Annotated in this window: 15 protein-coding genes; 3 read left to right on the forward strand and 12 right to left on the reverse strand. The window is 60.4% G+C overall.

The features are described from left to right. Window positions 1-54 precede the first annotated feature (54 nt). From fusA to rplJ, 8 genes are all read right to left on the reverse strand, one after another. A complete protein-coding gene (gene fusA, locus L53_RS04540) occupies window positions 55-2,202 on the reverse strand; it encodes an elongation factor G (RefSeq protein WP_034812521.1) in 2,148 nt (715 codons plus the stop codon). 90 nt (window positions 2,203-2,292) lie between these two features. Beyond that, window positions 2,293-2,763 (reverse strand): 30S ribosomal protein S7, encoded by a 471-nt coding sequence (gene rpsG / locus L53_RS04545; protein ID WP_034812523.1) that lies wholly within the window; start codon window positions 2,761-2,763, stop codon window positions 2,293-2,295. A 12-nt stretch (window positions 2,764-2,775) separates the two neighbouring features. Then, on the reverse strand, window positions 2,776-3,147 hold the full coding sequence (rpsL, locus tag L53_RS04550; protein WP_027837380.1) for a 30S ribosomal protein S12: 372 nt from the start codon (window positions 3,145-3,147) through the stop codon (window positions 2,776-2,778). A 256-nt stretch (window positions 3,148-3,403) separates the two neighbouring features. After that, the gene (locus L53_RS04555; RefSeq protein WP_034812526.1) at window positions 3,404-3,661 is read right to left on the reverse strand and encodes a hypothetical protein; all 258 of its coding nucleotides are present in this window, start codon (window positions 3,659-3,661) and stop codon (window positions 3,404-3,406) included. 110 nt (window positions 3,662-3,771) lie between these two features. Then, window positions 3,772-7,992 carry a DNA-directed RNA polymerase subunit beta' gene (rpoC, locus tag L53_RS04560; protein WP_034812527.1) on the reverse strand — a complete coding sequence of 1,407 codons (4,221 nt, stop codon included), beginning with the start codon at window positions 7,990-7,992 and terminating at the stop codon, window positions 3,772-3,774. Window positions 7,993-8,086: 94 nt separating this feature from the next. Beyond that, window positions 8,087-12,220, reverse strand: coding sequence for a DNA-directed RNA polymerase subunit beta (gene rpoB, locus L53_RS04565; RefSeq protein ID WP_034812529.1), 4,134 nt, complete (start codon window positions 12,218-12,220; stop codon window positions 8,087-8,089). A gap of 153 nt (window positions 12,221-12,373) precedes the next feature. Beyond that, on the reverse strand, window positions 12,374-12,754 hold the full coding sequence (rplL, locus tag L53_RS04570) for a 50S ribosomal protein L7/L12 (RefSeq protein ID WP_034812531.1): 381 nt from the start codon (window positions 12,752-12,754) through the stop codon (window positions 12,374-12,376). A gap of 58 nt (window positions 12,755-12,812) precedes the next feature. Next, entirely contained in the window at window positions 12,813-13,328 is a 516-nt protein-coding gene (gene rplJ / locus L53_RS04575) for a 50S ribosomal protein L10 (RefSeq protein ID WP_034812533.1), read from the reverse strand. Between the two features lie 561 nt (window positions 13,329-13,889). Between rplJ and L53_RS04580 the strand changes: the two genes are divergently transcribed. From L53_RS04580 to L53_RS04590, 3 genes are all read left to right on the forward strand, one after another. Further along, window positions 13,890-14,582 (forward strand): hypothetical protein, encoded by a 693-nt coding sequence (locus L53_RS04580; RefSeq protein ID WP_034812536.1) that lies wholly within the window; start codon window positions 13,890-13,892, stop codon window positions 14,580-14,582. A gap of 133 nt (window positions 14,583-14,715) precedes the next feature. Continuing rightward, on the forward strand, window positions 14,716-15,138 hold the full coding sequence (locus L53_RS04585) for a hypothetical protein (protein ID WP_034812538.1): 423 nt from the start codon (window positions 14,716-14,718) through the stop codon (window positions 15,136-15,138). A gap of 68 nt (window positions 15,139-15,206) precedes the next feature. Further along, window positions 15,207-17,294 carry a TonB-dependent siderophore receptor gene (locus L53_RS04590; RefSeq protein ID WP_034812540.1) on the forward strand — a complete coding sequence of 696 codons (2,088 nt, stop codon included), beginning with the start codon at window positions 15,207-15,209 and terminating at the stop codon, window positions 17,292-17,294. Between the two features lie 389 nt (window positions 17,295-17,683). Here the strand turns inward: L53_RS04590 and rplA are convergent, their stop codons facing one another. From rplA to L53_RS04610, 4 genes are all read right to left on the reverse strand, one after another. Next, complete coding sequence (gene rplA, locus L53_RS04595; RefSeq protein WP_034812544.1) at window positions 17,684-18,385, reverse strand: 50S ribosomal protein L1; 702 nt, start codon at window positions 18,383-18,385, stop codon at window positions 17,684-17,686. Window positions 18,386-18,390: 5 nt separating this feature from the next. Further along, window positions 18,391-18,837 carry a 50S ribosomal protein L11 gene (rplK, locus tag L53_RS04600; RefSeq protein WP_034812546.1) on the reverse strand — a complete coding sequence of 149 codons (447 nt, stop codon included), beginning with the start codon at window positions 18,835-18,837 and terminating at the stop codon, window positions 18,391-18,393. 232 nt (window positions 18,838-19,069) lie between these two features. Continuing rightward, complete coding sequence (locus L53_RS04605) at window positions 19,070-19,279, reverse strand: cold-shock protein (RefSeq protein WP_034812549.1); 210 nt, start codon at window positions 19,277-19,279, stop codon at window positions 19,070-19,072. Between the two features lie 256 nt (window positions 19,280-19,535). Then, complete coding sequence (locus tag L53_RS04610) at window positions 19,536-20,387, reverse strand: M48 family metallopeptidase (protein WP_051607589.1); 852 nt, start codon at window positions 20,385-20,387, stop codon at window positions 19,536-19,538. Window positions 20,388-20,426 lie beyond the last annotated feature (39 nt).

Below are 20,426 nucleotides of genomic sequence, written 5' to 3' on the forward strand. Positions count from 1 at the left end.
CCCATCGGGCCTCTCCTTTATTCAAATACCGAGCCGGGAACCGGCCTCAATTGTTTACGAACCAGCGACGTCCGAGATGATCTTCTGCGCTTCAGCACGCGGCACTTCATCATAGTGATTGAAGAGCATCGTGAACTGGGCGCGGCCCTGCGACATGCCGCGAAGGTCGGACACATAACCGAACATGTTGACCAGAGGGACAAAGGCCTTGACCACAACGGCGTTGCCGCGCGGCTCGGAACCCTGGATCTGGCCACGGCGAGAGTTCAGGTCGCCGATCACATCGCCCATATAGTCTTCCGGAGTGACAACTTCCACTGCCATGACCGGTTCCATCAGGCGCGGATCACCCTGCCCCTTCAGTTCGCGGAACGCAGCGCGGGCTGCGATCTCGAATGCGAGGACCGAGGAGTCGACATCGTGGAACGCGCCATCTGTCAGCGTGGCTTTGAAATCCGTCACCGGATAGCCAGCCAGCAGGCCGTTTTCCTTGGCACTTTCCAGGCCTTTTTCGACGCCCGGAATGTATTCCTTCGGAACAGCACCACCGACAATCTTGCTTTCGAAGATGAAGCCCGAACCCGATTCCAGCGGTTCAAAGTCCAGCTTGACGCGCGCGAACTGACCGGTACCGCCGGACTGTTTCTTGTGCGTGTAGTCGATCTGGGCAGCGCGGCCGATCTTCTCACGGTAAGCCACCTGTGGCTGACCGATATTGGCTTCAACCTTGAATTCGCGCTTCAGACGGTCGATCAGGATGTCGAGGTGAAGCTCGCCCATGCCTTTCATGATCGTCTGGCCGGATTCGAAATCGGTCTCGACACGGAAGGACGGATCTTCTGCAGCAAGGCGCTGCAGGCCAACCGACATCTTTTCCTGGTCAGCCTTGGTTTTCGGCTCAACCGCAATCTCGATCACCGGATCCGGGAAGGTCATGGTTTCCAGAACGACTGGCTTGTTAGGATCACACACCGTGTCACCCGTGGTCGTTTCCTTCAGGCCGGCAAGCGCAACAATGTCACCAGCATAGGCTTCGGTGATCTCGTCCTGCTTGTTGGAGTGCATCATGACCATACGGCCGACGCGCTCTTTCTTGCCCTTGGTCGAGTTCATGAAGCTGTCGCCCTTGGACAGCGTACCGGAATAGATACGCGTGAAGGTCAGCGTGCCCATGTAAGGGTCGTTCATGATCTTGAAGGCAAGACCCGAGAATGGCTGCGAATCATCTGCGCGGCGCTCGATATTGCGGACTTCGTCTTCGTCGCCCGGGGCAAAGCCCATATAGGCTGGCACGTCGAGCGGGCCCGGCAGATAGTCGATGACAGCGTTCAGCATCGGCTGCACGCCTTTGTTCTTGAACGCGGAACCCGCCATGACCGGCACGAACGACATGGACAGCGTGCCCTTGCGGATCAGCGACCGCAGGGTGGCTTCGTCAGGCTCGTTGCCTTCCAGATAGGCTTCCATGGCCGCGTCGTCCATTTCGACGGCGATCTCGATGAGCTCAGCGCGCATCTGTTCGGCTTTTTCCTTCAGGCTGTCGCGAATTTCGCGCACGACCCAGCTTGCGCCGAGGTCTTCACCTTCCCAGACCCATTCCTTCATGGTGACCAGGTCGACATGGCCTTCCAGCTCGGTCTCAGCGCCGATTGGCAGCTGGATCGGAGCCGGGATCGCACCAGTGCGATCCTTGATCATGTGAACACAGTTGAAGAAGTCTGCGCCGATCTTGTCCATCTTGTTGACGAACACGATCCGCGGAACCTTGTAGCGGTCAGCCTGACGCCAGACCGTTTCGGTCTGCGGCTCAACACCGGCGTTTGCGTCGAGCACGCAAACTGCGCCGTCGAGCACGGCCAGGGAGCGTTCAACTTCGATCGTGAAGTCAACGTGTCCGGGCGTATCGATGATGTTGAAGCGGAACTTGGCTTCGTCAGCCGTGTCGCCATAAATGCCGGTTGGGTTTACGCCGTCCTCGGTGCGGAACCAGAACGTCGTGGTCGCAGCCGACGTGATCGTGATGCCACGCTCCTGCTCCTGCTCCATCCAGTCCATCGTGGCAGCGCCATCGTGGACTTCACCGATCTTGTGAGATTTGCCGGTGTAATAGAGGATGCGTTCAGTCGTGGTCGTTTTACCAGCATCGATGTGAGCCATGATGCCGAAGTTACGATAACGATCCAGCGTATATTCGCGGGCCATGAGATATACCTTCGTGTCTGGTTTCCGGGAGGAAGTTCGGAGCGATTTTCGGGCGCGTTACCCGCAATCGCTCCGCAGTTCCAGTGCTGATTACCAGCGGTAGTGTGAAAACGCCTTGTTGGCGTCTGCCATGCGGTGGGTGTCTTCCCGCTTCTTCACGGCATTGCCGCGGCCCTGAGAGGCATCCATCAGTTCGCCAGCAAGGCGCTCACGCATGGTGTTCTCATTGCGGCCAGCGGCAGCAGCGGCCAACCAGCGAATGGCGAGAGCCTGACGGCGCTCGGTGCGGACTTCAACCGGAACCTGGTAGGTGGCACCACCGACGCGGCGCGAACGCACTTCGACGGACGGAGCAACAGCTTCCAGGGCTTCATGGAAAACTTCAACCGGGTTCTTCTTGGCGCGGCCTTCGACCAGGTCGAACGCACCATAGACGATACGTTCGGCAACGGACTTCTTACCGTCGCGCATGATCTGGTTCATGAACTTCGAGACAATGATGTCCTTGAACTTCGGATCAGGAAGGACTTGGCGCTTCTCAGCAGAGTGACGACGAGACATGCTTCGGCTTCCTTATTTAGGCTTCTTCGCACCATAGTGCGAACGACGTTGCTTACGGTCTTTGACGGGTTGGGTATCCAGGGCACCACGCACGATGTGATAGCGCACGCCCGGAAGGTCTTTCACGCGGCCGCCGCGGATCAGCACAACAGAGTGCTCCTGCAGGTTGTGGCCTTCGCCCGGAATGTAGCACAGCGATTCGAAGCCGGACGTCAGGCGCACCTTGGCCACTTTACGAAGCGCGGAGTTCGGCTTCTTTGGCGTGGTTGTGTAGACGCGCGTACAAACGCCGCGACGCTGTGGGCAAGCCTTGAGGGCCGGTGTCTTGGTACGCGTCGGCTTTGGCTGACGCGGTTTGCGAATAAGCTGTTGAATCGTTGGCATTCGGGCCTTCTGTCTCTTTTGATCTCAGTGGCCCGATGGGCCGGTAACGAATGATGCCCCGAATGCCGAGAATGGCTTCCGGGACGGACGAAAACTTGGGGGCCAGATTGACCGAAACCGCCTGTTCCGGTGCGGCAGTCAGCCTTTTCAAGCCTTCTACCTCTCTGACGATTGGTGGCGTTTAAGCCTCTCAGGGGCTGGCGTCAAGGGCGGCGTGCTGTCTGGCTACAGCTGTTTCGGTCCCGTCACGGTCTGCCTAAAACGGCAATCCGATCTGCTGGACGCATGCAGCCTCTTCGATGCTCCCCTGCCCGGCCCGCAACCGGGCTTCCAATGCGGCCAGTTCAGGGTCTGTCACATCGCCTTCCGCAGAGGCAAAATCACCGAATCTGAGCAGCTCACGACAGTCCGCCCGGGCCCAACCATCCAGTGCCAGGAAACTGATCAGCCCGATTGCCAGCGCCGCGCAGGCGGCGCCCATCAAATCCTTGCGATCAAAATGCAGGCTGCGCATGGCATTCCCCGTTCAGGCTTTCTGTCTGGTTCGGACCTCGGCCCGGAACGCAGGAAAGCCTGCCAAGACTGGCAGGCTTTCCCGAATGGTACAAGCTGGGTGAGTCGCGCCTATTCGGCGGACGTTTCCGGCTCTGGTGCCGGCAGCGCGGCCGTCGTCTCCAGCGCTTCCTGCTCCTTGGCCGCCGCAGCAGCACGCTTGGCACGAAGCTTCTGGTCGCGATCGCCTGCAACGCGGCGGAACTGGCGGATACCACCGCCCGTACCCGCTGGGATCAGGCTGCCCACGATGATGTTCTCCTTGAGACCTTCCAGCGTGTCGATCTTGCCCATGAGGGCCGCCTCGGTGAGGACGCGGGTCGTCTCCTGGAACGAAGCTGCCGACAGGAAGCTGCGGGTCTGCAGGGAGGCCTTGGTGATACCAAGCAGGAGCGGGTTGGCTTTCGCCTCGACCTGGTCCTTCTTGCGGGACTTGCGCACCGCTTCATTGGCCTGTTCGAACTCGATCACGTCGACATGCTCGCCCTTGATCAGTGCTGTGGAGCCCGGATCAGTGATCTCGACCTTCTGCAGCATCTGACGCACGATCACTTCGATGTGCTTGTCGTTGATCGGCACGCCCTGCAGGCGATAGACCTTCTGCACTTCGTCGATCAGGTAATTGGCGAGCGCCTCAACACCCAGCGTCAGCAGGATGTCCTGCGGGGCCGGGTTACCGTCCATCAGGTATTCACCGCGCTTGATGAAGTCCCCGTCCTGAACGGCAAGGTGCTTGCCTTTCGGCACCAGGTAATCGATCTGCTCGCGATCTTCCTCCAGCGGAACGATCGAGACGCGACGCTTGTTCTTGTAGTCGCGACCATAGACGACCTTGCCGTCCACTTCCGCGATGATGGCGTGGTCCTTCGGACGACGCGCTTCGAACAATTCGGCCACACGCGGCAGACCACCGGTGATGTCCTTCGTCTTCGCACCACCGGTCGTGACACGTGCAATCGTGTCACCGGCAGAGATCGTGTCACCGTCGGCAACCGACAGGATCGCGCCCACGGACAGCAGGTAGACCGCATCGGAACCGTTTGGCAGCTTCACCGGTTCGCCATCCTTGCCGATGATCTGAACCGAAGGCTTGATGTCTGCCGACTTGATAGCCGAACGCCAGTCAATGATGACGCGCGAGGAGATGCCCGTCGCTTCATCGGTTTCTTCACGGACGGACACGCCGTCGATCACGTCGACCAGTTTGATCTGGCCTGTGACTTCCGAAACGATCGGCTGGGCAAACGGATCCCAGTCAGCCATCAGCGTACCGGCAGGCACTTTCTGGCCATCGGTGACCATCAGGCGCGTACCATATGCCGGGCGGAAAGACTGACGGGTGCGGCCATCGCCGTCCACCAGTTCGACCTGCATGCGGCGACCGACCACAATCAGCGACTTGTCCTTGCGGGCAACGATCTCGGCATCCTTGAAGCGGATCGTGCCTTCAAAGCTCGATTCCACCGAGGACTGGTCTGCCACTTGGGCCGCACCACCAATGTGGAACGTCCGCATGGTCAGCTGGGTACCCGGCTCACCGATGGACTGGGCCGCGATGACACCAACGGCTTCGCCGCGGTTGACCACGGTGCCGCGTGCAAGGTCACGACCATAGCACTGGACACAAATGCCGTTCTTGGCTTCGCAGGTCAGGGCCGAACGGGCCTTGATCATGTCGACGCCAGCTTTCTCGATCGTGTCGGCCAGGTCTTCGTCGATATAGGTGTTGGCCGGAACGACCAGTTCACCGTCGACATTCTTCACATCAATTGCCGTGACACGGCCCAGGATGCGCTCTGCCAGGGAGACGACCACGTCGGCGCCTTCCAGAACAGCAGAGATGTCGATGCCGTTTTCCGTACCGCAATCATCTTCGTTGATGATGCAGTCCTGGGCCACGTCAACGAGACGGCGGGTCAGGTAACCTGAGTTCGCCGTTTTTAGAGCCGTATCGGCCAGACCCTTACGGGCACCGTGCGTCGAGTTGAAGTATTCAAGGACGGTCAGGCCTTCCTTGAAGTTCGAGATGATCGGCGTCTCGATGATTTCACCCGATGGCTTGGCCATCAGGCCGCGCATACCGGCCAGCTGTTTCATCTGGTTCTTCGAACCACGTGCACCGGAGTCGGCCATCATGTAGATCGAGTTGACCTGAGCCTTCCGGTCGCCCTTCGCAGCCTGTGCCTCAGCGGCCGAATCCATCATGGCGTCTGCCACTTTGTCGGTACAGGTCGACCAGGCGTCGACCACCTTGTTGTACTTCTCACCACGCGTGATGAGACCATCAGCATACTGGCGTTCGTACTCGGAGACCTGCTCCTTCGTGGCGTCGACCAGTTTCTGCTTGGCGGCCGGGATGACCATGTCATCCTTGCCGAACGAGATGCCGGCCTTGCAGGCTTCGCGGAAGCCCAGCTCCATCATCTTGTCACAGAAGATCACCGTCGCCTTCTGGCCACACAGGCGATAGACCTCGTCGATGATCTTGGAGATCGTCTTCTTGGTCATCGTCGTGTTGACGAGGTCAGGCTGGATGCCTTTGAAGCGCGGCAGGATGTTGGCGATCATGAAGCGACCCGCGGTCGTGTCGATCACACGGCGCCATGGATTGCCCTCATCATCAACGCCTTCATACATGGCCTTGATCTTGGAGTGCAGGCTGATGTGGCCGTTATCGATGGCCTGTTCGATCTCTGCCACGTCGGTGAACATCATGCCTTCACCCACTTCGCCATCGCGGTCCAGCGACAGGTAGTAGAGGCCGAGGACGATATCCTGGGACGGAACAATGATCGGCTTGCCGTTGGCAGGCGACAGGATGTTGTTGGTCGACATCATCAGGACGCGGGCTTCCAGCTGGGCCTCAAGGCTCAGCGGCACGTGCACGGCCATCTGGTCACCATCGAAGTCAGCGTTGAACGCGGCACAGACCAGCGGGTGAAGCTGGATGGCCTTGCCCTCGATCAGTTTCGGCTCAAACGCCTGAATGCCGAGACGGTGCAGCGTAGGCGCGCGGTTCAGCAGAACCGGGTGCTCACGGATGACCTCGTCCAGGATATCCCAGACTTCCGGCTTTTCCTTTTCAACCAGCTTCTTGGCCGCCTTGACGGTGCCAGCGAGGCCCTTGGCGTCGAGACGCGCATAGATGAACGGCTTGAACAGTTCCAGCGCCATCTTCTTCGGCAGGCCACACTCGTGCAGCTTCAGGCTTGGGCCAACCACGATAACCGAACGGCCGGAATAGTCGACGCGCTTGCCGAGCAGGTTCTGACGGAAGCGGCCCTGCTTGCCTTTCAGCATGTCGGACAGCGACTTCAGCGGGCGCTTGTTGGTACCCGTGATCGTGCGGCCGCGACGGCCATTGTCGAACAGGGCGTCAACGGATTCCTGCAACATCCGCTTTTCGTTCCGGATGATGATGTCCGGCGCGCGAAGTTCCATCAGGCGCTTCAGGCGGTTGTTCCGGTTGATCACACGGCGATAGAGGTCATTGAGGTCGGAGGTCGCAAAGCGGCCGCCATCCAGCGGGACCAGCGGGCGCAGATCCGGTGGAATGACCGGGATCACGTGCAGGATCATCCATTCCGGCTTGGCGCGCGATGTCAGGAAGGCATCGACGACTTTCAGCCGCTTGGACAGTTTCTTGGTTTTCAGTTCGGACGTGGACTCAGCCAGCTCTTCGCGAAGCGTCTCTGCCAGAACCGGCAGGTCCAGTGCCTGCAGCAATTCGCGGATGGCTTCGGCACCGATCATGGCGGTGAACGCGTCCTCGCCAAGCTCGTCCTGCTTGTCCATGTATTCTTCTTCGGTGAGCAGCTGACGCGGCTCCAGCTCGGTCAGGCCCGGCTCGATGACGATATAGCTTTCGAAGTAGAGCACGCGCTCCACATCTTTCAGCGCCATGTCGAGCAGCGCGGAGATGCGGGACGGCAGCGACTTCAGGAACCAGATGTGCGCAACCGGCGCAGCCAGATCGATATGGCCCATCCGCTCGCGGCGCACGCGCGCCAGCGTCACTTCAACGCCGCACTTCTCACAGGTGATGCCGCGATACTTGATGCGCTTATACTTGCCGCAAAGGCACTCATAGTCCTTCGTTGGGCCGAAGATACGGGCACAGAACAGGCCGTCCCGCTCCGGCTTGAAGGTCCGGTAGTTGATGGTTTCAGGCTTCTTGATCTCACCTGACGACCAGGACCGGATCTTTTCCGGGCTGGCGATAGAGATACGGATCGCCTCAAAAGTTGGCGACGGGGTATTCGGGTTGAAAATGCTGGCGACGTCCTGGCGCATGGGTGTCTGCTCCTTGGGTGGGCGGTTGTTTCGGGGCTGGCGGGCCCCTGCCCTATGAAATCTCAGTTTCGTCCGGGTCGCCCCGCCGGCAGCTCTACTCGGCGGCGACGGGGGTATCGGCATCGTCGTTGCCCCCACCTTCTTCGATCAATTCGACATTCAGGCCGAGCGACCGCATTTCCTTGACGAGCACGTTGAAGGATTCCGGGATACCGGCCTCGAACGTGTCATCACCGCGAACGATGGCCTCATAGACCTTCGCACGACCGGCCGTGTCATCGGACTTCACGGTCAGCATTTCCTGCAGCGTGTAAGCGGCGCCATAGGCTTCGAGTGCCCAGACTTCCATCTCCCCGAAGCGCTGGCCGCCGAACTGGGCCTTGCCGCCCAGAGGCTGCTGCGTAACAAGCGAGTAAGGTCCGGTCGAACGGGCGTGGATCTTCTCGTCCACCAGGTGGTGCAGTTTGAGAAGATACTTGTAGCCCACGGTGACAGGACGCGAGAACTGAACACCGGTCCGGCCATCGAACATCTTGACCTGACCAGACGAGTCGAGACCCGCCCGTTCCAGCATCGCGTTGATGTCGCTTTCGCGAGCACCATCGAACACTGGCGTGGCCATCGGCACACCGTTGCGAAGGTTTCCGGCGAGCTCTATGATCTCGCTATCTTCTGCCGGCAGCTCCTGCTCTTCGCCATAGGCGGTTTTCAGGGCTTTCTTCAGGCCTTCGACATCATTGTTCTGGTGGAACTCGTCGAGTGCGTTCTGGATGATCCGGCCAAGACCACGGCAGGCCCAGCCTGTGTGGGTCTCGAGGATCTGACCGACGTTCATCCGCGATGGAACGCCCAGCGGGTTCAGAACGATATCGACTGGCGTACCATCTTCCAGGAACGGCATGTCTTCCTGCGGGTTGATCTTGGAGATAACCCCCTTGTTGCCGTGACGGCCAGCCATCTTGTCGCCCGGCTGCAGCTTGCGCTTCACGGCCAGGAACACTTTGACGACCTTCATCACGCCCGGTGGCAAGTCATCGCCGCGCTGGACCTTCTCAACCTTGTCGTTGAAACGGGCTTCCAGCTCGCCGATCGCGCCATCGAACTGATCGCGGAGGGCGTCAAGGTCGGCCTGGGCCTTCTCGGACTTCAGGGCGATGTCCCACATCTGGGTCTCGCTCAGCTCGTCCAGTGCGGCTGCGCTGATCTTGCCCGGTGTGAAGCCTTTTGGTCCGGCCGCTGCTTCCTTGCCCGTCAGCAGGTCGCGCAGACGGTTATAGGTGTTGCGTTCCAGGATGGCCTGTTCGTCTTCTTTGTCTTCCTGCAGCTTCTCGATCTGCTCACGCTCGATCTGGAGGGCACGCTGGTCCTTGTCGATGCCATGACGGTTGAAGATGCGAACATCCACGACCGTACCGGCGTCGCCCGGAGGCACGCGCAGGGATGTATCCCGCACATCAGACGCCTTCTCACCGAAGATGGCGCGGAGGAGTTTCTCTTCTGGCGTCATCGGGCTTTCGCCCTTCGGCGTCACCTTGCCGACGAGAATGTCGCCAGCTTTGACTTCGGCGCCCACGGCCACGATGCCGGCTTCGTCGAGGTTACGGAGCGCTTCCTCGCCGACATTCGGAATGTCGCGGGTGATTTCTTCAGGGCCCAGCTTGGTGTCACGGGCAGCGACTTCGAATTCCTCGATATGGATCGAGGTGAAGACGTCGTCTTTCACGATCCGCTCGGAGATCAGGATGGAGTCTTCGAAGTTGTAGCCATTCCACGGCATGAACGCGACGAGCACGTTGCGACCGAGCGCCAGGTCACCCAGATCCGTCGACGGACCGTCAGCAATGATGTCGCTCTTGGAAACGACGTCGCCCACGCGCACGATCGGACGCTGGTTGATACAGGAGTTCTGGTTCGACCGGCGGAACTTCGCGAGACGATAGATATCAACGCCCGACTTGGAGCCTTCGAGATCTTCGGTGGCGCGAACCACGATCCGCATTGCGTCGACCTGCTCGACCACACCGGAGCGGCGGGCCGTGATGGCCGCGCGGCTGTCGCGGGCCACAACGGCTTCCATGCCGGTGCCGACGAATGGCGCTTCGGACTGAACCAGCGGCACAGCCTGACGTTGCATGTTCGATCCCATGAGCGCGCGGTTGGCGTCATCGTTTTCGAGGTACGGGATCAGCGAGGCAGCCACCGAGACAACCTGTTTCGGCGAGACGTCCATGAACTGGATGTCGTCGCGCGATACCATGGTCGCTTCGCCAGCCACACGGGCGTTGACGAATTCATTCGCCAGCATGCCCTTCTCGTCCACGGTCGCATTGGCCTGCGCGATGGAATAGATGCTCTCTTCCATGGCCGACAGGTAGACCACTTCATCAGTTTGCTTGCCGTTCACGACCTTGCGGTACGGGCTCTCGATGAAGCCGTACTTGTTGACGCGGGCATGAGTGGCCAGTGAGTTGATCAGGCCGATGTTCGGGCCTTCCGGCGTTTCAATCGGACAGATCCGGCCATAATGGGTCGGGTGCACGTCGCGCACTTCAAAGCCGGCACGTTCGCGGGTCAGACCACCTGGGCCAAGCGCTGACAGGCGGCGCTTGTGGGTGATTTCCGACAACGGGTTAGTCTGGTCCATGAACTGCGACAGCTGCGAGGAGCCGAAGAATTCACGCACCGAAGCCACAACCGGTTTCGCATTGATCAGGTCATGCGGCATGACCGTATCAATATCGACAGAGCCCATACGCTCCTTGATCGCGCGCTCCATGCGCACGAGGCCGATGCGGTAATTGTTTTCCATCAGCTCGCCGACCGAACGGACACGACGGTTGCCGAGGTTATCAATGTCGTCGACTTCGCCCTTGCCGTCCTTCAGGTCGAGGATGACCTTCATCACGCCAAGGATGTCGTCATGGCGCAGCACGCGCATGTCGTCAGGAGCGGCCTCATAGCCGGGCACGCCCACATTCAGGCGCATGTTCATTTTCACGCGGCCAACAGCCGAGAGATCATAACGCTCCGGATCGAAGAAGAGCTGGCCGAACAGGGCGTCAGCGGCGTCCTGGGTTGGCGGCTCACCTGGGCGCATCACGCGATAGATGTCCGACAGGGCTTCAAAACGGGTTTCGTTCTTGTCGGCCTTCAGCGTATTGCGCAGCCAAGGGCCACGGCCGGACGCATCAATGTCGAGCACTTCGATCGTGCTGATGCCGTAATCGCGCATTTCCGCGATGATTTCTTCTTCCAACATGTCGCCAGCTTCGCCGAAGATCTCACCGGTTTCGGTGTTCACAACGTCACGCGCCAGGAACTTGCCAACCAGAGCGTCGGACGGCACGAGGATTTCGTCTGTATTGGCTTCCGCGATCCGCTTGGCCTTCAGAGCGGTGATCTTCTTGCCAGCTTCAGCAACGGATTTGCCGGTCTTGGCATCAACCAGATCGTACTCAGGCTTCACACCCTTCCACGCATCGGCGCGGAAACCGGTGATCCAGCCAGCCTTGTCCATGCGATAGATGGAGTTGGTGTAGAACAGGTCGAGGATCTGCTCGGTGTCATAGCCGAGCGCATACAGCATCGTCGTCGCCGGCAGCTTGCGCTTGCGGTCGATACGGATGTTCAACACGTCCTTGGCATCGAACTCGAAGTCGAGCCACGAACCACGGTAAGGAATGATGCGGGCCGCGAACAGCAGCTTGCCGGAGGCGTGGGTCTTGCCCTTGTCATGATCGAAGAACACGCCCGGAGAGCGGTGCATCTGCGAGACGATCACACGCTCTGTGCCGTTCACCACAAACGTACCCTTGTCAGTCATCAACGGGATGTCGCCGAGATAGCATTCCTGCTCTTTGACTTCCTTGACCGAGCGGGCGCCGGTGTCTTCGTCGACATCGAACACGACGAGCTGGAGGCGAACCTTCAGCGGCGCCTGATAGGTCAGGTCGCGCTGGACGCACTCTTCCACGTCGAATTTCGGCGTTTCAAATTCATAAGAGACATATTCCAGCGTCGCGCGCTCGGAAAAGTCGGAGATCGGGAACACAGACTTGAACACGCCGCCCAGGCCATCATCCGTCCGCTTGTCGGCGGGGGTGTGCATCTGGAGGAAGTGTTCGTAGCTTTCGCGCTGAACCTCGATCAGGTTTGGCATTTCGATGGCTTCGGGAATGCGCCCGAAGGATTTGCGGATACGTTTCTTTTCCGTGAAGGAGAGTGCCATCCCAGGATCCCATTTTTTGTGTCGTCAGCCACCGGGCTGACAACTATATCGCCAGAACGCGAGTTCGCGGCGGCCTCAAAATGAAACCGCCGCGCAAGTCTTGATAGGGCAACGCCTCGCGCGAACGCCGCCCGGATTTGAAGTCGCCGGAGCTTACTTGAGCTCGACTGTTGCGCCGGCTTCTTCGAACTTCTTCTTGAGCTCTTCAGCTTCTGCTTTCGGAGCGCCTTCCTTGACAGCTTTTGGAGCAGCTTCAACGAGCTCCTTGGCTTCTTTCAGGCCGAGGGACGGCTGAACTTCGCGGACAAGCTTGATCACGTTGATCTTCTTGTCGCCAGCGGAGGTCAGAACCACGTCGAACTCGTCCTTTTCTTCTGCAGCAGCAGCGCCGCCCGCATCACCAGCAGCGGCTGCAACAGCAACCGGAGCAGCGGCGGAAACGCCCCACTTGTCTTCGAGCAGTTTCGCCAGCTCAGCCGCTTCGAGAACGGTAAGAGCGGAGAGGTCTTCGACAATCTTTTCGAGATCTGCCATTTTTCTAATTCCTGTTTGGTTCGGTGTTTGTAGTCTTTAAAGTGCGAAAACGGGTAGCTTATGCGGCATCCTTGGAGCCGTAGGCCGCCACCACGCGAGCGAGCTGGCCAGCCGGAGCCTGAACGACGCCTGCAACTTTCGTTGCCGGTGCCTGCAGGAGGCCAATAAGCTTGCCACGAAGTTGGTCGAGAGAAGGCAGTTTCGCGAGGCTTTCGACGCCTTTGGCATCGAGAACCTGATCGCCCATCACCGCGCCGAGGATTACGAGTTTGTCGTTTTCCCTGGCAAACTCGTCAGTGGCTTTCGCCGCCGACACCGGATCGGGAGAGTAAGCAATCGCCACAGGACCTGAGAACAGCTCCTGGGCAGCATCGCCGCCTTGTCCGTCTAGAGCGATTTTCGCCAGACGGTTCTTGACCACCTTAAGCTGTGCGCCATCCTTACGGAGCATGCCGCGCAACTTGGTCATTTCCGCAACGGTAAGACCGGTATAGTGCGTCACGACGACAGCACCGGACTCGCCGAAAACCCCTTTGAGGGTTTCGAGAGCCACTGTTTTTCCAGCTTTATCCATAGCGGGTCTCCAGTTTGAGGCGCCCGGACCATCCGGCCGCCCTGGTAATCGCCTTCTGGCCTTGCAGCCTTCCAGCGCCTGCCCAGGGATTGGCCTGCCCGGTTTTTTTAACTCAGGGCGCTAACCCCTTGTATCCGAACCGTTTATACGCCTCACCCCGTCTGCATAGGTGACAGAAGACTGTCTTTATCCCCCTGAAAAGAGGGGCCTATGGTCTAGGACAGGAAAACGGGAGGTCCCCGATGCATATCAGAGAACTCCCGTCAAGAGCGGGTTGTTAACGCTTCTTGTGGAAACTCGCAACCCCCCATTGTGATAAAAAGTCAAGGGCGGGCTGGAAAGCCAATCGCGGCCTGCGGGAACAGCCCGATAATATGCCGGCGGGCAAACCGGGCCCGCATTCGGATCGCTGCAATTCCTTCATCACGAATCAGGATTTCGCGCAAGCGAGCATTGCCTATCCGACGAACTCCCAACCCTCCGTCTCAATCAAATCAATCGCTTGCGAAATAGTTCGCCAATCTCATCCCCCTCCTCCGCGGCTGGGCGATACTGCACAGCATGGAAACGCATCCCGACCCTATCCCCACGGCCGCTGAGCCGGACCGGCTTGAAGCCGTCGCGCTGGAGATCGCCGCGAAGATGGTGGCCGCGCTGACAAGGCTTGCGGGCAACGGCCTCGCGCTGGCCCGGCGCGGCATGCAGGATTTGCCCTTCGTGGAAGACTTGCTGCGCCGCGTGATCTATCTCATGGCCCTGCGGCTGGATGCGCCCGCCCCGGCGCCTGCGGCAATCCCGAAGCGCCCGGCCGCCTCCGCCCCCTCTGCCGAGATGGAACGCGAACCGCGCGCGCCCCGTTTCCGCCTGATCGAACCGGAACAGGATCGCGATCCGCGCCGTCTGCTCACCCCGGCTGAATGCCCGCGCGTAACGCTGATGGATGATGCGGCACGGCCCTACATTCCCCCCATCAATCCGGCCCCCAAGCCCCCGCGCCCAAGGCCTGGTTTCGAAGATCGCTATCTCCTCCGGACCCAGGCCCTCGCCGATGCCCTTGCCAACCTCGACACGTATGCGATGCGCATGGCTCACTGGATAGCCCGGCAAGCATCGGATGGCGCAAAGCGGTTGAGCCCCCTCGCCGCCGCGCCCGCGCCGGAACATGCTGAAATCGCAAAGACGGAGCCAGCCGTGCCGGTCCTGTCCGATCTCTACCTCCTCGTCCTGATGGCGCTCGGCTCCGATACGAGCTGAGCGGCTTCCCCCTGCACAAGCCCTGCGAGCGCCCCGGTCCTGCCGGCGGCGACGCGCCTGCTGCGGGTTCATTCTCCCCCGTGTGCAAGTGTCGCGTTCGCATCATGGAAAGGACGCGCTATAGCCCCGCCCCATGCCTGCCCTGTTCAGACATCTCCGCCTTCTTGCGCTTCTGGTCCTCGTGGCCGGGCTTGGCGTGCGCGGCGCGGTGCCCACAGGCTACATGGTCGACACAGCCGAGAATGGCAGTGTCATTATCCGCATCTGCGGCGATGGCGCAGGCTCGCTGATGCGGCTCAATCCCGGGGCTGGCACGCTGGAAAAGCTGCCCGATAATTTCGATCCGAACGCCCCCGTCGATACCGATGCCTCTGATACCTCGACCTGTCCTTATGCGCTAACCGCAGCCTTTGACCTGCCACACACGCCGCCCGCCTTGCCGGCTCCCATAGAGTTCGGCCTGCCCCGGCTCGGTGCCAGCCTCTATGTCCTGCCGCTCACCCAGCGGCCCATCGACACCCGCCTGCCTGCGCGCGGGCCGCCCATCCTCGCCTGATCTGACTTTCCCGAAAATTCAATCAGACACCGCCTGACCGGCTCCCGGCAGGCGAAGAGGACTTATACATGAAACGCATTCTTTCCGGCGGCACGGCGCTGCTCACCCTCGCCACCTGCCCACTGCTCGCTACTGCCGAGACGCCAGATCCTGCCCTGCAGGATGTGATCATCGTCACCGGCCAGCGCACCACAACCGCGACGGACGCCGCACTCACACCTGAAGCGGCGCCGCTCACCGGCGTGGACATCACCCGCCTGATCGCCCGCACGCCCGGCGCCGCCCGCATCGGCAATGGCGAAATGTCCGGCCAGATGCAGTATCGTGGCCTGTTCGGCCCGCGACTGAACCTGCGCATCGATGGCCACAGCTTCGCCTCCGGCGGCCCGAACCTGATGGATCCGGCGCTGCACTATGCCCCCACACCGCTCGTCGCGGCGGTCCATATTGATCGCGGCATCAGCTCGGTCTCCGAAGGCCCCGGCATTGGGGGAGGCGCGGACGCCGTCTTCAAGCGGACGAACTATTCCAACTCGTCCGATGCCACACTCGGCTACGACCTGACGATTGGCGGCCGCACCGTGAATGACAGCCTCTCCACCGGCGGCATCATCGGCGCGTCCACGGACACATGGCGCGCCAATCTGCTCGGCGCGTATGAAGAGGGTGGCGACACCGAATACAAGGATGGCACCATTGGCGGCTCTGAATTCCAGCGCAGCATACAGGGCCTCTCTACGGGCCTGCGCACGGATCTGGGCGAGTTCAGCCTGGACTGGCGTCGCCACAATACCGGCTTTTCCGGCAACCCGCCCTTCGGCATGGACATCCGCTTTGTGGACACCGACGTGGTCAAGGCCGGCTATGAAAAGAGCTTCGGCGATGTGCTCATCGAGGCATCCGCCAGCTATACTGACGCCGCGCACGGCATGAACACATATGACCTGCGCCCGGCCATGATGCGGCGCGAGGCGCTCGCCTATGCCATCACCCGCAAAGCAGATATCTCGGCCACTTTCCCGGCATTCGGCGGCAGCCTCCAACTCGGCGCGGACACGGCCGAGGAAGACCACAATGTCTCCGTGGTCGAGCCGGAAAATCTCGATAACTATGTCTACTCCCTGCCGGACATCGTCATCGACCGCTACGGCGCCTTTGCCGAATGGACCGGCACGCTCGGCGCATTCAATGCCGAACTCGGCCTGCGCGTCGATGACTATGAGGGCGAAGGCGGCACGGCGACGTTCGGGGCAGATGCCACCATGGGCCAGAAGATGCTGGCCGCTAGCTACAATGCGTCCGACCGCAGTGCGGACGCCACCACGGTCGACATTGCCGCCCGGCTCTGGCGTCCGATCACGGATGATCTGACATGGCGTGTGACGCTGGCTCAGAAATCGCGCGCACCCTTTTATCTGGAATGGTTCCAATGGTTGCCGTCCGGCTCCAGCGCAGGTCTCGCCGATGGCAATGTCTATCTCGGCGACCAGACACTTGATCCGGAAGTCGCCCTGATTGCCGAGGCCGGCTTCGACTATGTGACCGAAACGGCCTATATCCGGCCCACGGTCTATATCCGCCAGATCGACGATTTCATTCAGGGTACGCCCTTTGATGATACGCCGGGCGTGGCCGACTCAATGGAAGAGATGATGGCCGGCATGCATGGCAGCTCTGCCGCCCTGCTCCGCTTCACCAATGTCGACGCGCGCCTCATCGGCTTTGACCTTGATGCGGGCATGGACCTGCCCGGCCCGCTGCGCGCCGATGCCGTCTTCTCCTATGTGCGCGGTGAGCGGCGCGACATTGACGATGATCTCTATCGCATCGCACCACCCAGCCTGACCGCTGGCCTGACCTGGGAAGGGCAGGATTGGTCCGCCACTTTCGAGACCCGCGCCGTGGCCGAACAGGACAAGGTATCGGTGACAAACCTCGAAGCCGAAACACCGGGCTATGTCACGCTCAGCCTGTATGGCGACTGGCAGGTAAAAGATGGCGTGCGCCTGTCGGCGGGCGTGGAAAACCTGCTCGACCAGGTCACCCGCGACCATCTCTCCGGCTATAACCGCAACGCCTATGGCGACGTCACGGTCGGCACCCGCCTCCCCGGCGCTGGCCGCGGCGCCTTCATCCGCCTGTCCTTCGTGGGCTGATGAATACAACGCCTCTTCCCGTTTCAACCGCACCGCATCTCCGGCGCACGCCGGAGTCTCTTGCGGTCGGCATTGCGGCGTAGCGGCGGGAGACCCCGGCATGCGCCGGGGATACGGCAAACAGGAGAAATCACTCTCACCCTGTCATCCCGGATAAATCCTTCGGATTTTCCGGGATGACAAATTGGTGTGTCCGGGAAGCAAAATGGTGGGTCGCGCTCCGCCAACCCGCCCCGCTCAGCATGAGCGCTGATCATGTACGGACTCATCCTGAGCGAAGTCGAAGGATGAACTAGCCGGGGTCGAAGGATTAAGAGGCGAACACGAAAAAGCCCGGCGCATTTCTGCGCCGGGCTTCATTTTGTTCTCTCTCTAATCCGATGTCGGACTTAAGCCGTCTGGTTGACTTCCGCCGTGTCGATCATCACGCCTGCGCCCATTGTGGAGGACAGGGAGATCTTGCGGATGAACTGGCCTTTCGCGCCGGATGGGCGGGCCTTGGACAGCGCTTCGAGGAAGGCTTTGACGTTGGTCTCGATGTCACCTTCGGAGAAGCTGGACTTGCCGATGCCAGCATGGATGATACCGGCCTTCTCGACGCGGAACTCAACCGAGCCGGACTTCGCGTCCTTGACGGCCTGAGCCACGTTCGGCGTGACCGTACCAACTTTCGGGTTCGGCATCAGGCCGCGCGGGCCAAGCACCTTACCGAGACGACCGACAACCGCCATCATGTCCGGAGACGCGATGACGCGGTCAAAGTCCATGAAGCCGCCCTGGATCTTTTCCATCAGGTCCTCAGCGCCGACGAAATCAGCTCCGGCTTCCTTGGCTTCGTCAGCCTTGGCATCCTTTGCGAACACGGCGACGCGAACGTCCTTGCCTGTGCCCGATGGCAGGTTGACCACACCGCGGACCATCTGGTCTGCATATTTCGGGTCAACGCCGAGATTCACGGCGATCTCGACGGTCTCGTCGAATTTCGCTTTCGCATTCGATTTCACCAGAGCAACAGCTTCGGTGATCGTGTAGGCCTTGTCGGCATCCACGGATTCGATGATTGCGCGGGTACGCTTTCCTGGTTTCGCCATGATGCTTACTCCGTCACTTCGATGCCCATTGCGCGGGCGGAACCGGCAATGATTTTCGAGGCTGCGTCGAGGTCGTTTGCGTTCAGGTCTTCCATCTTCATTTCCGCGATCTCGCGAACCTGAGCCATGGTGACCTTGCCGACCGTCTCATAGCCCGGCTTGTTGGCGCCGGAAGCAGGCTTCTTGCCGAGCTTCAGCTTGGCAGCCTTCTTCAGCAGCACAGTGGCCGGTGGAGACTTCACGATGAAGGTGAAGGATTTGTCCTGATAATAGGAGATCACGACGGGAACGGGCAGGCCCTGTTCCATGCTCTGTGTCTTGGCGTTGAACGCCTTACAGAATTCCATGATGTTGATTCCGCGCTGACCGAGCGCCGGGCCGACTGGCGGCGACGGGTTGGCTTGGCCGGCAGGAATCTGGAGCTTGAGGTGCCCCAGGAGTTTCTTAGCCATATTGTCCTCTCGAACGTTTCAGATGGGGCGGTGGTCTTTCGATCCGCCCGGTTACTTTGGAGGTTCGTGGTCTGGCCGGGCTAACGGCCTCCCACGGAAGTGGGGCGTATGGCTGAAATGCCCTGTGGGGTCAAGGGGATCGGGCAGATGGTCGCCGGGCAAATCCCCAAACAAAAAGGCCGCCTCCTTTCGGAGACGGCCAATCTGATACAACTGGAAAAGTCCTAACGGACTATTCAGCGGTGATCGTGTCGACGGCGGTCTTGCCGCTGCGCTTGTCGACGGCGGTCGTGAAGGAAACCTTCTGACCTTCGGACAGGGCGCGCATGCCAGCGCGCTCAAGCGCCGTGGCGTGCACGAACACGTCGGTGCCGCCATCGTCTGGCTGGATGAAGCCGAAGCCTTTTTGGTCGTTGTAGAATTTTACGGTGCCACTTGTCATGAAACACTCCTGAATAGATGCGGTCCTGCAACATGCGGGTCCGCGGGAACACGAATTTTGTATGGGAGGTCTCTGAAGGAGTGGCAGGGCAAGCCCGTTCACTCAATGCCTGATCGTCCGGCGAAAAGTCGAATTCCCCATATAACGGGTATTTCCACCAATACAACCGCGTGTCTCCACCCGCGACTGTTTAAAACAAGCAAAAGCCCGGCAGCACAGGGCAACCGGGCTCTCGAAATTCTGGTCGGCCCACCGACTACATCAGCGCATAACCCCGCGCATTGATGTAACGCTTCAACTCTTCGGCCCGGCGCAGCGGATCCGGGTGGGTGGACATGAACTCGGCCGGGCGCTGGCCTTCCGACTGCGCGGCCATCAATTCCCACAAGCGCACGGATTCGCGGGTGTCATAGCCAGCATTGTGCATGTAATCGACGCCCAGCTTGTCAGCCTCCAGCTCATGCCGGCGGCTATAGGGCAGGATCACGCCGAATTGCATGGCCGCGCCACCGAGAGCGCCGATGGCCGTGCCATACTTGCTGAGCTCTTCTGACTGCGCGACGGCGATCTGACCCGCCATCAGGCCAACTTGCGCTGCGGTCGAGACCGACAGGCGCTCTGCAGCATGGCGGCCGACCACGTGGCCAGTTTCATGGCCCAGCACGGACGACAGCTGGTCGTCATTCTCGGTCAGTTCGGTTATGCCGCGATAAATGCCGACGCGGTTGCCAGGCATCACGAACGCGTTGACGTCATCGGTGTCGAACACCGCCACGTCCCAATTGGCGTTCGGGTCGATATGACCCGCCTTCACTGCGCCATCAGACGTACGCTCCCAGACGCTCAGCACCTGGTTTTTCAGGCGCGAGTTGGAGACGACGGGCGTCTGCGATTTCATGTCGGTCCAGGCCGTGGCGGCCATGCTGGCCACCTGCTCTTCCCCGAACAGGATCAGCTGGCTGGATCCGGTCGCCGGGTTTGTGGTGCAGCTGGAAATGAAGGGGAATACGGTGCCTGCGGCAATGCCGGTAATCAGCGCGCGGCGCGACAGGCGCACCTGCGGTGCTCCGGCCAGAACTTCGCTATCAAATTCAACTAGATCGGCCATCTCATTCTCCCTATCGCCTCGAGCCAGAGGTTACCCCTG

The sequence above is a fragment of the Hyphomonas sp. L-53-1-40 genome, from assembly GCF_000682775.1.
Lineage (GTDB): Bacteria > Pseudomonadota > Alphaproteobacteria > Caulobacterales > Hyphomonadaceae > Hyphomonas.